We start from the raw sequence: 11681 nt of genomic DNA, 5'->3' as shown, positions 1-11681 counted from the left end.
GGGGGGGGGCCCCCCCCCCCCCCGGGGGGGGGCCCCGCCCCCCCCCCCCCCCCCGCCACGCCGAGGCGGGAAAATCACGTCCACAGGCTGCCGCAGGAGAGCTCCGTGGAGCCACCGTGAGGCGTAGGCCCTACGCGCGAGTCGCTCCGTGCTCCAGGTAGACGGTCGCGGACTGCGTCCTGGCGACGCAGGCGGCGTGGACGCGGCGGGCGAGGCGCGGAATGAGGAGTGCGTTGAGCTGGTCGGTGGCGTGGAAGGCGTACTCGCCGATCTCGACCTGGTCGACGGTGATGTTGTCCAGCTCGTCGACGGGGAGGATGCCGCCGTCGAAGACGAAGAGGAGCTTGTCGCCCTCGGTGGAGTGGGGTGCCCAGTCGGCGACGAGCAGGCGGCCGATCGGCGGGGTGATGCCGAGCTCCTCCTTGACCTCACGGGCCGCGCCCTCGCTCGGGGTCTCGCCGGCGTGCAGGTAGCCGCCGGGGATCTCCCAGCCAGGCTTGTAGGTCGGCTTCACGAGGAGGATGCGGTCGTCCTCGTCGAAGAAGAGCACGCCGGCGGCGGTGCGGGGCTGGGCCACGACCTCGTGGGACTGGGAGTCGCTCATGGCGACGACTGTAGCCGCCCAGCCGCGTCACGCGACGATCTGGAGCCGCTGCGCGACACCTGCCAGCAAGTAGCTGGGTTTGCCGCGCTGTTGGCGGACCCAGTTGGTCACCAGGTGTCGGGGGATGAAGTGGTAGCGGACTTGCTCGGGGGCCAGCTCCTCGGCGTCCAGTACGAGGGCGAGGGCCTCGTCCATGCGGTTCTGTGCGCTGTAGGCGCGGGCGATTTCGAGTGAGTGCCGCACTCGGCGTTCGAGTGGCAGGGTCGAGGAGTCCACGCGCGGCCCTTGGTCGAGGGCGATCTGGACGTCGCCGAGCTCCATGGCGGTCGAGATGCGGTGGATGGCCACGTTGGTGGGCCCGAAGGCCGTCCACATGTGGTTGGCGTCGTGGCCGAGGCGCTGGGCGGCCCGGTCCGCCTCAGCGAGGAAGTCGCGCACCGTGCTCCGGTCCTCGATCCTTGCGGCGGCCATCGACCCGACGAGGAACAGGGTGCCGTAGATCGACAGGTAGGTCGGGGAGCCGTCCTCCAAGCCGGCCTCCAGGAACGAGGCCGAGTTCATGACCAAGTCCCTGGCGGCGGTGAGGCGGCCGTTGCTGAGCAAGCAGTGGGAGACCGAGCGGAACAGCGAGCCAGTGACGACGATGTTGCCCGACTCCTGGGCCGCTGTGAGGCCGCGGTCGGCCGACATCCAGGCGAGGTCGGCTTCGCCTATCTTCGTCAGGACCATCGCGGCGCCTTGGTAGGCCATCGCGAGCAACGCCTTGGCCTGCTGCTGTTGATCGCCCTCGTACATGCGCACCGCGCGCTGGGCCTGGGAGAGGATGTCCGGGATGAGTCTGGTCGCGCGGGAGTATCTGGCGTCCTGGTAGGCGGACCAGGCGGAGCCCACCTCGGCGCGCAGGATGTCGAGGTCGGGCGGCTGTTCGGCGTCGTCGGCCGCCAGGAACGGCGAGAGCTGCTTGTAGTCCATGAGCGCTTCGCGCAGCTTCGAGACGGCTCCGCCCTGGGCATCACCGGGCCAGTCGAGGAGTGACGGCTCCGCCAGCAGGTCGCCGAGCCGGATGTCGAGGGCATCGGCCAGCGCCCTGATGACCGACAGCCGATCGAGCTCGATGCGGCCGTTCTCGACCTTGCTCAGCCAGTCGGCTGTTCGCCCGACGAGGCCGGCCAGAACCTCCTGGGGCATGCCGCGTCGACGGCGGTACCAGGCGACGCGCTCGCCGATGCTCAGCGTCTCACTCATTCCAGGCATGCTCCCAGCCTGAGGGCGCTCCCGCTGCCTACCCCGGAAGGATTTTCCGGGTTCCCCACCATCCATCCTCCTAGCGTTCTGACTCGCCCTCAAGCAGATCTGCCTGACGGGTGATTGGGCAACGAGGAGGGTTGATCGTGGTGGCACGTCAGGACCTTCGAGCAAAGGAAGCCATCGAGGTGGCCGGCTGCCTGTCGGTGCAGATGAGCTTCCTGCGCGCTCACGCCTCCGTGCCCTTGGCCCGGGCGCTGATTAGGGGGGTCGTCGGCGCATGGAAGTTCGACAGGCCACTCGTCCAGGACATCGAGCTGGTCGCGTCCGAGCTCTGCACCAACGCCGTTCTTCACGGCGCGGCGTCGTGCCTCGGCTGCTTCGACGTCCGCCTGGCACCTCAGCCGCGCGGTCTGCGAATCGAGGTCACGGACGCGGGGCCCGGGCCCGTCGACCGGCCCGCCCCATCCGCCCTGGCCGAGAACGGCCGGGGGCTCCTCCTCGTGAGCCGGATGTGCGAGAGCTGGGGCGTTGACGCGACGAGTGACGGCACCGTGGTCTGGGCCGAGCTCAGGACCGATGCGGCATGACCAACTACCAGCCGCACGAAGACATCTACCGCGCTGCTCACCGGGATCCCGTCGAAGCCGTTCTCACCTGGCTCTGGGCGCTCGGCCACCTCATCGTCCTCGCCCTGCTCGGAGTGGCAGCCGACCACCGGCTCAGCTCCGATCACTTCGGCCCCGTCCTGGCGGCCGATCACGAGCCCGACCGCGACCTTGAGCAGCACCCCGCGGTCGAACCCGAGGCATGACAACGGAGTCACGCTTCGTCGCCACACGCACCACCGAGCGAGAAGGGAACACTGCCATGTCGTCCATCGCGCGCCTGCAGGCGCCCCAGCCTCCGCCGCCTCCGCCCCCGCCGCCGCCGGCACCGCCGACCCCGCAGCCGCCGTACCCCGGCCGCTGAGCGAAGGAACCGTGTGGGCCTGCCGGACGGACACCGGCAGGCCCACACGGGCTCATCCTCCCCGACCAGTGGAGGGGAGCGAGGCAGATCCAGCAGAGAACGACGGCCAGGGCAGCGGAGCCCGGTCGAGCCAGTGACGGAGAGTGGATCATGAAAGCAGCGATCAGCAGCAAACCGGCAGCGGTCCTCACGCTTCCGGCGGTCAGGGGCATGGCGGAGCGCTACGGCGTGCCGGTGGAGGACGCCCTGCTCATCGCGATCAACCTGTTCGGGATCTCCTCCGCCCACGGCCGTCACCGCGCCCGGATCTCGGTTCGTCTCACGACCCGGCCGGACGTCGCCTGGATGGTGATCGTCCCGCTCAACGCAAAGGCTTCGCCGTTCCACCTGGTCGGCGACGAGTTGTCGCTGGGCGGCGTCGTCGTCGGCTCCGTCGACCGCGTCGCCGCCGACGAGGCGGTCGGCGGGTACTTCCGGGACGACGGGCGGGCCGCGACGCTCAACCCCAACGCCCGGAGCCGCTGCGTTGGGTGCTCGTTCTGCCCGAACACCCTGGAGGCCGCCGCCGATCCCCGTCTCTCGGAGGAGCGGGAGCTGGCCGAACTGCTGGCCGCGATGGTCGAGCAGCACCCCCGCCACAACCTGGCCGAACTTCGTGAGGTCACCGTGTCGACCGGCTGTTTCGAGCGGGAGCGGGCGGCCGTCGACCATCTAATAGGACTTCGTGACGTGCTCGCCGCCCACGGGATCGGCGCTCGGATCGGGTTCCTCACCTCGGTCATCCGCACGAGCGAGGCGTTCGCGGAACTGGCGGAGCGCGTCGCCCCGTTCGTGCTGCGGCTCACCGCGGAATGCTTCAGCCGGAGGGACCTGCTTCTGAAGGCAAGCAAGGCGACGCTCACCGCCGAGGAGATGCCCAGGGTCCTGCGGCGGGCGATGGGCGCCGGCCACGCGACCTCGTTCACCTACATCGTCGGCCTGGACCGGCTCGCCGACCTTCGAAGTGGTGTGGCCGAGCTGATGCCGTTCGTCACCGAGTTCCCCAACTTCCAGGTGTACCAGGCGCACAACGCCATCATGGCAGGCCTCCGGGCAGAAGGCTCCGACTCTCTGGAGTACTACCTCCAGGCCCGCCGGGCCATCGAGGACATCGTCGGACCGACCGGCCTCCGCCCGGCGGCATGGGAGTGCTACCGGCCGTTGTGGTACTTCACGTTCGGCGATGAGCAGTTGGTGCCGCCATGCTGAACCGGGCCGACGCGCTGTGGAGGGCAGCCACGTATGCGGCGGTGGTACTTCTGCACCTCGATGACAACCAGTTGCTGACCGAGCCGCTCCAGGCCGACCACGTCAAGCCTCGCCCCGCCGGTCACTGGGGCACCGTCCCTGGAACGGTGTGGGCCCTCGCCCACACCGTTCTCGCTGCTGGCGAGCTGGGGCCCGGCCGTGAACTGGTTCCGGTGATCGGCGCCGGCCACGCAGGGGTGGTCCAGCTCGCCTACGCCTGGCTTACCGGCGAGCTGGCAGCCGTACGCCCGCAGTACTCCCGCGATGTAGCCGGGCTCAGGCGGTTGGCCCGGAACTTCCCTGACGTCGACGGCCTCGGTGCGGAAACCCATCCGCTGCTGCCGGCGGGAGCGGCACCCGGCGGATGCCTTGGTGGCGCGCTCGCGTTCAGCCACGGCATGGCGCTCGACGTGCCCGGACGGGTCATGGTGCCCATCGTCGGCGACGGAGAATGCGAGACCCCCACAACGGCGGCGTCGTGGCTTGCAGCTCGGGCTCTGCAGGGGAGCGCGGTCCTGCCAATCGTCCACGTCAACGGCTTCCGCATGGGTGACCGATCGCTGCTGGGAGCGATGAGCGACGCCGAGCTCGTTGCGTACGCGGCCGGCCTCGGGTGGCGAGGCCGGGTGGTGCACGTGGCGGCGGCCAGCGCCGATGAGCACCAGGCGTTCCGGGACGCCTTGGTTGTATCCGCTCATGAGGTCGCTGACGGCTCACGGACGGCTGTGTTTCTCCGCTGCGTGAAGGGCTGGAGCGGACCGGAGGCGGTCGATGGGCGGCAGGTGCTCGGGACAGCTGCGGCCCACAAGACTCCACTTGAAGGGGCCCGCCGGAACGAAGCCCAGCGCAGCCAGATGGAAAGGTGGCTGGCGTCGTACCAGCCCGCGGAGCTCTTCGACCACGACGGCCAGCCGATCGGCGCACTGGCCGAGGCTCTGGAGTCTGCCGCGCGATGCTCTGTGGTCGGCCCTGGACGCCCAGCCCGAGAGGGGCCGAAGCCGGTCGTTCTCGGCGGTGCCGCCCACTTCGGGGAGGCGGTAGGCGGTGTTCTCCGCAGGCATGCCAGGGCCGGTGATTTCCGGGTCTTCAGCCCGGACGAGCTGTCCTCGAACCGCCTCGGCGCACTGCGGGACGAGTCCTGGGTGTCCGAGGTGTTGGCCGAGGAGGTGCTCCTCGGCTGGCTGTCCGGCTGGATCAGCAGTGGTCGGCGCGGGGTCCTGGTGTCCTACGAGGCGTTCGCCCCGCTTCTGACCGCCGGGATCGTCGGCCACCTCAAGCACCGTCGCCTCGCCGAGGAGAAGGCGTTCCCGAGCCTCAATCTGCTGCTGACCTCGTACGGGTGGCACAACGTCTTCACCCACGGCGATCCGTCGCTCGCCACGGCCTTGCTCGCGACGGAGGACCCTGCGGTGACCGTGCTGGTTCCGGCCGACACGCAGCGGACGGCCGCCGCGCTCGACGCGGCGCTGAACTCGACGGGCCGCGTCAACGTCCTGGTCGCGGGCAAGCACACCGAACTGCGGCTCCCGCTTGAGACCGCCGAGGAGGAACTGGCACGCGGGCTCGCGATCTGGCCTCACCTGAGCGACGAGGAGGATCCTGACCTCACCATTGTCGTGGCGGGAGACCTGCCGGCCGAAGCCGTCACGGCGGCGGTGCCGGTACTCAGCGACCGGCTGAGCTGCCGAATCCGCGTCGTGGGCGTTCTCGACCTCACCGTTCTCGGCGATCCTGGGCGTTGGCCCAAGGGCCTGACTGACGCCGAGGTCGATCACTACTTGGGCGAGCGCTCCGCGGTCCTGGTCGTCACGCTCGGGCATCCGGCAGCTGTGTGGGGATTGCTGGCGGGGCGCCTGCGGCGGCCGGTTGACGTGATCGGCTGGCGCGAGCCGCCGGGACCGATGTCGCAGGACGCCCTCGCGCGCGAGCTCGGCCTGGACACCGCCGGATTGCTCCGGGCTGCTGGTCGGCTGGTCACCAGGCTGGAGGCCGCCCGATGACGGAGCCGCTCATCGACAAGGTGGAGACCGTGCCGGTAGGCGTGGCGGAGTCCGGGGACGACAGTGTCTTCGTCGCGGTCCACGGTGCCGGGAAGACCGGCTGGTACGGGCCCGTGAGCACGGCGGTCGGCAGAGCAGTGGAGGCGATCGTCCCCGCAGTCGTCGGTGCCTCGCTGCTTGATCACGACGGCCTCCGACCGCGCATACGGGCAGCCGTACCGGAGGTCTCGGACTGGGCAGTCGGAGCGATCGACTGCGCGGTGTGGGACCTCCACGGCCGCCTGGTCGGCAAACCGGTGGCCGACCTCCTGGCATCAGGACGGAGGACGCAGGCCGTACCGGCGTACGCCTCCTGGCTCCGCCTGGATCTCAGCGGCCCCGCTAGCCACGGTGCGCTGGCCCAGGTTCTCGAAGAGGGCTGGGCCTTCACCAAGTGGGGACTGCGTCGGCGCAAGGGGACGAACGTCGCCGCCGAGGCCAGGAATCTGGTCGCGGCACTGGCCGATGCTGCGGCGGTCATCAGCGAGCCCTTCGCCGTCGACGCGGTGGGCACCTGGAGTCCGCAGCTCGCTGCTGCTGTCGCCGGCCGCCTTGATCAGCCGATGCTGGCCTGGCTGGAGGACCCGCTACCGGAGCACTACCTGCGCGTCTACAGCCAGCTGGCCGATGCTGGCGTACCGGTCGCGGTGGGCGAGCGCCTGCGACCCGACGAGGACCTGGACACCCTCCTGGACTTCGCTCGGCCCACGGCGCTCACCATCGACGTCGTCGGCTGCGGCGGCCTCACTCGTGCGGTCGAGATCATCACGAGCGTTCGCGAGGCCGGTGTCCCTGTCTACCCCCACGGCCGCTCGATGGTGCCCGGCATCCACCTCGCCGCCGCCTTCCCCGACGACGTCCCGGCCGTCGAGTACCGCCGCCAGTGGGAACCGCGCCGCCAACTCCTCTACGCCGAGCCCTGGATACCCAAAAGCGGGCTGCTTCCCGCCCCTGACGCCCCCGGACTCGGAACCCAACCCCGGAGACTGCGATGACCCGAACCATCGGCACCTTCCCTGTCCAAGGAACAACCCGTCACGACGAACACGGCCTGCTCCTCGTCCTGGACCGACGACTCGACGGACACGACACCTTCCTCTCCGGCATCCTTGACCTCGGCCAAGGGGCCGCAGCCGTACGGATCTTCACACTCGACGACGTCACCGTGCTCCGGCCGCTGGAAACGATCGAGGCGCCCAGCCCGTTCTGGGCCGGAACCCTCCACCTCCCGCACGGACTTCGCCCGCGCGTGGTCCCCGCTGACCTGGCGGGCGCCGCCCAGGCCGGCAGCCGCGACCTGGACGCGCTCGATGCGGCCGAGCTGCGGTACGCGCTGACCTTCCTCGGTGAGGCCACCACCACCCAGATCCGTACGGCGCGGATCGCCGCCATCGTCTCTGCCCTGCCCCCGGCCGGGGGTGACGCTGCATGAGTGGGTCAGTCAGTCGACTGGTCAGCCTGGACATCGGGGGAACCCTCGGAAACCCGCAGGGCCCTGGCCTGGCGGCCCGGCTCGCCGTCGTCTCACCGCTCGGCCCGAAGCAGGCCCGGCGCGTGATGCGGGACGTCCTGCACACTGCCCCGGAGATCACCGACGCCGTGATCAAGCAGGTCTGCGCGGAACTGGAGATCAAGCAGTCGGACTTCCCAACGGATCTGCCCGTCTCCCCCCTCGTCCTCCTCCCCGGAGTCATCGAGGCTCTTCAGCAACTCAGCAGCAGCGCCACCGTGGTCACGCTCTCGAACGTGACCTGCACCGAGGCCGACCCCGACCGGCTCCTCGCGCTCCTCTCTCCGTGGGTCAGCGCCCACTTCCCGTCCTGCCGCATCGGGTTCGCCAAGCCCGACTGCCGCGCATTTTGGACCGTCGCCGACGCCCACCAGGTATCGGCCATGGTCCATGTCGGCGACGACTGGGAATGCGACATCAGCGGCGCCACAAACGCCGGATTCGCCGCCGTCTGGCTCTCCCACGGCCGTACGGTCCCCGACGAGCACGTCCTCGTTGAACACGACGTGCTCGTCGCCCACGATCTCGCCGACGCAGTCCAACACGTCCTCCACCTAATCGATCTGAGGAACCCATGAGCCTGTTCACCGGCACCGCCGGCTACTACCGCCAGTACCGCCCGGGCATCCCCGAGGAGGTCGCGACCGTCCTCGACCAGGCCGTCGCCCCCGGCAAGCCCCGCCGGCTCCTGGACATCGGCACCGGCACCGGGCTGGTCGCCGAGTCCCTCCTCGGCCGGTTCGACGACATCATCGCCATCGACAATGACGCCGACATGCTCAAGGCCGCTGAGGAGGCCCTCCGACCCCAACTCCCTGACGGGGCCAGCCTGTCGCTCATCGAGTCGACGGCCGAGGACTTCAAGCCTCCGAGCGGCTGGCAGGCCGACCTCGTGACGATCTGCCGGGCCTTCCACTGGCTCGACCAGGCCACCGTGCTCGCCCTCCTCGACGACCAGGTGGCCCCCAGCGGCGCCGTCGCCATCTTCGGCGACAACAGCTTCTGGACCGCCGACAGCCCCTGGAAGCAGTCCGTGCGCGCGGTCGTCCAGAGCTTCCTCGGCGAGGAACGGCGCGCCGGCAACAGCACCTTCAAGCACCACAACCGGCCCTACAGCGAGATCATGGAGGAGTCGCCGTTCAACCGGGTCGAGGAGATCCGGGTGCCCGTCCACCGGACGTGGAGCACCAACAGCATCCTCGGCTACCTCTACTCCACGAGCTTCGCCGCACCGCACCTCTTCGGAGGCCGCCTTGACGAGTTCGAGGCGGCTGTGGAGACCGCCCTCGCTGAGCACAGCACCGAGGACGTCTTCCCGGAGGACAACGAGTTCCTCATCCGCATCGGCCGGCGGGGCACCGAGTGATACGAGCAGACGGCCCGGCCGCCCGCCAGTACGGGCGGCTGGCCGCACCCAGGGTCCTGACCGAGCTCACCACCGAATCCGTGCTCTGCCTCCCCATCGGCTCCCACGAGCAGCACGGTCCCCACCTACCGCTCAACACGGACACCGTGATCGCGGAGCGGTTCACCGGCCTGCTGGTCCAGCGGTACGGCGAACAGCACGACCTGTGGGCGCTGCCGGCCATCCCGTACGGGCTCTCGCTCGAACACGCCTGGTCGCCGGGAACCGTGTCGCTACGGATAGCGAGCTTCATGTCCCTGCTCGACGCCGTGGTCACGGAGCACCTGCGGGCGACCCCTGCGCGAACGCTCCTGATCATCAACGGCCACGGCGGCAACCGGGGAATCCTGGAGCCTGCCCTCCACGAGCTGAGGCGCGCGCCCGCCTTCTCCGTCTGCGTCATCCACCCGGCCTCGCTGTCCACTGTCCAGGTCGGCGGCGAGACCGTCCCGGAGATCCACGCGGGCATCCGCGAGACGGCCATGATGCTCGTACTCGCGCCCGAGGACGTCCATCTCGACAGCCTCCCAACGGACTTCACCGCCAACGGTGCCGAGGCGAAGCGGCTCGTCCTGGACCGCGGCACGACCTGGCCGTGGACCTCCGGCGACACCACCATCGCCACCTGCGGCGTCATCGGAGGCGACCCGCGCCGGGCAACCGCCGACGCCGGCCGAGCCATTCTCGACAGCGCCCTTGATGCGGCCGGCCACGTGCTCACCCACCTCACCAACCACAGCCCGTAACTGCCCCCGGCCTACCAGGAGATCCCGTGGCCCTCACCGCTGCAGAGAAGCACGCCTTCATGCGCGACGGCCTGCTCGTCAGGCGCGGCGCCGTCCCCGACGACCAGATCGTCCGAGCCAGTGAACTGGTCACCGACTGGTACCGCGACTCGATGAATCCCGAGCTCATCAACGCGTACACACGGCGGACCTTCGCGCCAGAGCTCGGAAGCCACCCCGACCTGCTCGCGCTCTTCTCCGCGTCCCCGGCCGCCGAGCTCGCCCAAGACCTGCTCGGCGCCGTTCGCCCCGTCTCCACCGTGCAGCTCCAGATCCGCATCCCCGAGGGCCAACTCGAACAAGCCCAGCCGGAGAAGGCAATGCACGTGGACGGCGTCGCCTGCCCACACCTCGACCCTGACGAGCTTCGGACCTTCTCGCTGCTCGTCGGCGTAGTGCTGTCCGACATCACCGACCCGCACGGCGGAGCCCTGCGCTACCAACCAGGCGGGCACCTGGCCATGGCCGAGTGGTTCCGCACCCAGTGGTCGCTCGGCATCACCGAGCAGGTCCCTCCCGACATCGACGCCCACGCCGGCATCCCGTTCCTCGGCCAGCCCGGCGACCTGCTGCTGATGCACCACCTCGTCCCCCACGCCGTTGGCCGCAACCTCAGCCCGGGGCCACGAATTATGGCGTACTTCCGCGTAGAGCACCCCGACCACGCGCGGCGGCGGCTGCTGGCGCTGCAAGACCCGTGGCTCGACTACCCGGGGCTGCCGCAGCCCGCGTGAACTCCCAGCAGGGCCGGGATCACGCCCGGCCCGTCCACTGACTCCCAAGACGGACGGACACCAATGCGACCGATCCCGCCAGAACAGCTCAACGCCGCCGCCCGTGCCCTGGAAGCTGGCGAACTCGTCATCGTGCCCACCGAGCGCTGGTACATGATCTGCGCCGACGCCACGAATCTGGCCGCCTGCAACAGCATCTTCGACGGCAAGCAGCGGCCACGCGCCAAGTCCCTCGTACTCGTCACCCCCTCCCTGGAGGCGTGCGAGAAGCAGTTCGTCATCCATCCCGAGGCCAGGCAACTGGCCGACGCCTTCTGGCCCGGCAACCTCGCCATGCTCCTGCCCTGGCAGAGCGTCGACGTCGGGGTACAGAACCCTGCAGTCGGGTCGCCGGCCCTCACCACCAATTCGTCGGGCCCACTCGGCGCCCTCGCGACGGCGGCCCGAACGCCGGTGGCCGCGACGACCGTCAACATCTCAGGCGATGCGGGAGTCGACGCGCCCGGCCCTGCGATCACGATCGGGGAGGTCCAGCGCTTCCTGGACTCCACCGGCGTCAAGGCGACCGTCATCCTCGACGGAGGAGTCGCGCCGGCCGCCAACCACCTCACCATCGTCGACTGCTCGACACCGGCAGCCCGTCTCGTCCGCACTGGTCTTGTCCACCAGCGCGCGATCTCCGCTGTGCTCGGCCGCCAGGTGTCATGACCGAGAGCGCGAGGACAGCTCCGAATCGTCCTCGTAGGTCGCGATCCGCTGGCTGATGCTGATCCGCCCGCTGGTGCCATGCCGAGCCCCATCCGCACAGGCCCTGAACCGTGTGTTCGGGACCGTACCGCGACCGGGCGTCTGCCGCCCGTGCGCCGGCCTGACCTCCCGAACTCCCCCGGCCCGCGATGGCGCGGACGTGGCCACCGCAGGTGCCTCCCGAGCCCGAACTGCCCTGCACTCCGCCCTAACCGGCCGTCGGCCTGCACACATCGCTGCCTGAGACATGCTCTCCCACCAGCCCGAAAGAGCTCCAGCGGGATACTTCCGGCAGGTGTCTCGCCCCACTCCACCAGCGCCGCGCGCCGCCCGGCCCGGCGGCGCGCGGGCCG

General features: G+C 70.0%; 13 protein-coding genes. 11 read left to right on the top strand and 2 right to left on the bottom strand.

The genetic code is table 11. The features are described from left to right. Positions 1–130 precede the first annotated feature (130 nt). Positions 131–604, bottom strand: a complete 474-nt coding sequence (locus ACFXDE_RS42805) for an NUDIX domain-containing protein (RefSeq protein ID WP_380499640.1) — start codon at positions 602–604, stop codon at positions 131–133. Between the two features lie 27 nt (positions 605–631). Continuing rightward, complete coding sequence (locus ACFXDE_RS42800; protein WP_380499638.1) at positions 632–1849, bottom strand: helix-turn-helix domain-containing protein; 1218 nt, start codon at positions 1847–1849, stop codon at positions 632–634. A gap of 146 nt (positions 1850–1995) precedes the next feature. Here ACFXDE_RS42800 and ACFXDE_RS42795 point away from each other — a divergent pair, with 146 nt between their 5' ends. The 11 genes from ACFXDE_RS42795 to ACFXDE_RS42745 all read left to right on the top strand — a co-directional run bounded on the left by ACFXDE_RS42795 (position 1996) and on the right by ACFXDE_RS42745 (position 11289). Continuing rightward, positions 1996–2439, top strand: a complete 444-nt coding sequence (locus ACFXDE_RS42795; RefSeq protein WP_380499637.1) for an ATP-binding protein — start codon at positions 1996–1998, stop codon at positions 2437–2439. Next, entirely contained in the window at positions 2436–2663 is a 228-nt protein-coding gene (locus ACFXDE_RS42790) for a hypothetical protein (RefSeq protein ID WP_380499636.1), read from the top strand. The genes ACFXDE_RS42795 and ACFXDE_RS42790 overlap by 4 nt, the downstream gene beginning before the upstream one ends. 308 nt (positions 2664–2971) lie before the next feature. Next, a complete protein-coding gene (locus ACFXDE_RS42785; RefSeq protein WP_380499635.1) occupies positions 2972–4069 on the top strand; it encodes a hypothetical protein in 1098 nt (365 codons plus the stop codon). Next, positions 4063–6108 carry a hypothetical protein gene (locus tag ACFXDE_RS42780; protein ID WP_380499634.1) on the top strand — a complete coding sequence of 682 codons (2046 nt, stop codon included), beginning with the start codon at positions 4063–4065 and terminating at the stop codon, positions 6106–6108. The genes ACFXDE_RS42785 and ACFXDE_RS42780 overlap by 7 nt, the downstream gene beginning before the upstream one ends. After that, the gene (locus ACFXDE_RS42775) at positions 6105–7142 is read left to right on the top strand and encodes an enolase C-terminal domain-like protein (RefSeq protein ID WP_380499633.1); all 1038 of its coding nucleotides are present in this window, start codon (positions 6105–6107) and stop codon (positions 7140–7142) included. The genes ACFXDE_RS42780 and ACFXDE_RS42775 overlap by 4 nt, the downstream gene beginning before the upstream one ends. Further along, on the top strand, positions 7139–7579 hold the full coding sequence (locus tag ACFXDE_RS42770) for a hypothetical protein (protein WP_380499632.1): 441 nt from the start codon (positions 7139–7141) through the stop codon (positions 7577–7579). The genes ACFXDE_RS42775 and ACFXDE_RS42770 overlap by 4 nt, the downstream gene beginning before the upstream one ends. Continuing rightward, on the top strand, positions 7576–8235 hold the full coding sequence (locus ACFXDE_RS42765; RefSeq protein WP_380499631.1) for an HAD family hydrolase: 660 nt from the start codon (positions 7576–7578) through the stop codon (positions 8233–8235). The genes ACFXDE_RS42770 and ACFXDE_RS42765 overlap by 4 nt, the downstream gene beginning before the upstream one ends. Next, positions 8232–9023: a class I SAM-dependent methyltransferase gene (locus ACFXDE_RS42760; RefSeq protein WP_380499630.1), complete on the top strand. Its 792-nt coding sequence runs from the start codon at positions 8232–8234 to the stop codon at positions 9021–9023. The genes ACFXDE_RS42765 and ACFXDE_RS42760 overlap by 4 nt, the downstream gene beginning before the upstream one ends. Further along, positions 9020–9808: a creatininase family protein gene (locus ACFXDE_RS42755; RefSeq protein ID WP_380499629.1), complete on the top strand. Its 789-nt coding sequence runs from the start codon at positions 9020–9022 to the stop codon at positions 9806–9808. The genes ACFXDE_RS42760 and ACFXDE_RS42755 overlap by 4 nt, the downstream gene beginning before the upstream one ends. 26 nt (positions 9809–9834) lie before the next feature. Beyond that, a complete protein-coding gene (locus tag ACFXDE_RS42750) occupies positions 9835–10581 on the top strand; it encodes a phytanoyl-CoA dioxygenase family protein (RefSeq protein ID WP_380499628.1) in 747 nt (248 codons plus the stop codon). A gap of 63 nt (positions 10582–10644) precedes the next feature. Continuing rightward, the gene (locus tag ACFXDE_RS42745; RefSeq protein WP_380499626.1) at positions 10645–11289 is read left to right on the top strand and encodes an L-threonylcarbamoyladenylate synthase; all 645 of its coding nucleotides are present in this window, start codon (positions 10645–10647) and stop codon (positions 11287–11289) included. The last annotated feature ends 392 nt before the right edge of the window (positions 11290–11681 follow it).

This window comes from Kitasatospora sp. NPDC059408 (assembly GCF_042751525.1).
GTDB lineage: Bacteria > Actinomycetota > Actinomycetes > Streptomycetales > Streptomycetaceae > Kitasatospora.
The sequence above is the reverse complement of the archived record's forward strand: the minus strand, read 5'-3'. Positions and strand labels throughout refer to the sequence as shown.

Excerpts from the sequence above, each read along its gene's own strand:
- ACFXDE_RS42805 (WP_380499640.1), bottom strand. The coding sequence starts at position 604 with ATGAGCGACTCCCAGTCCCACGAGGTCGTGGCCCAGCCCCGCACCGCC.
- ACFXDE_RS42800 (WP_380499638.1), bottom strand. The coding sequence starts at position 1,849 with ATGAGTGAGACGCTGAGCATCGGCGAGCGCGTCGCCTGGTACCGCCGT.
- ACFXDE_RS42790 (WP_380499636.1), top strand. The coding sequence starts at position 2,436 with ATGACCAACTACCAGCCGCACGAAGACATCTACCGCGCTGCTCACCGG.
- ACFXDE_RS42785 (WP_380499635.1), top strand. The coding sequence starts at position 2,972 with ATGAAAGCAGCGATCAGCAGCAAACCGGCAGCGGTCCTCACGCTTCCG.
- ACFXDE_RS42780 (WP_380499634.1), top strand. The coding sequence starts at position 4,063 with ATGCTGAACCGGGCCGACGCGCTGTGGAGGGCAGCCACGTATGCGGCG.
- ACFXDE_RS42775 (WP_380499633.1), top strand. The coding sequence starts at position 6,105 with ATGACGGAGCCGCTCATCGACAAGGTGGAGACCGTGCCGGTAGGCGTG.
- ACFXDE_RS42770 (WP_380499632.1), top strand. The coding sequence starts at position 7,139 with ATGACCCGAACCATCGGCACCTTCCCTGTCCAAGGAACAACCCGTCAC.
- ACFXDE_RS42765 (WP_380499631.1), top strand. The coding sequence starts at position 7,576 with ATGAGTGGGTCAGTCAGTCGACTGGTCAGCCTGGACATCGGGGGAACC.
- ACFXDE_RS42760 (WP_380499630.1), top strand. The coding sequence starts at position 8,232 with ATGAGCCTGTTCACCGGCACCGCCGGCTACTACCGCCAGTACCGCCCG.
- ACFXDE_RS42745 (WP_380499626.1), top strand. The coding sequence starts at position 10,645 with ATGCGACCGATCCCGCCAGAACAGCTCAACGCCGCCGCCCGTGCCCTG.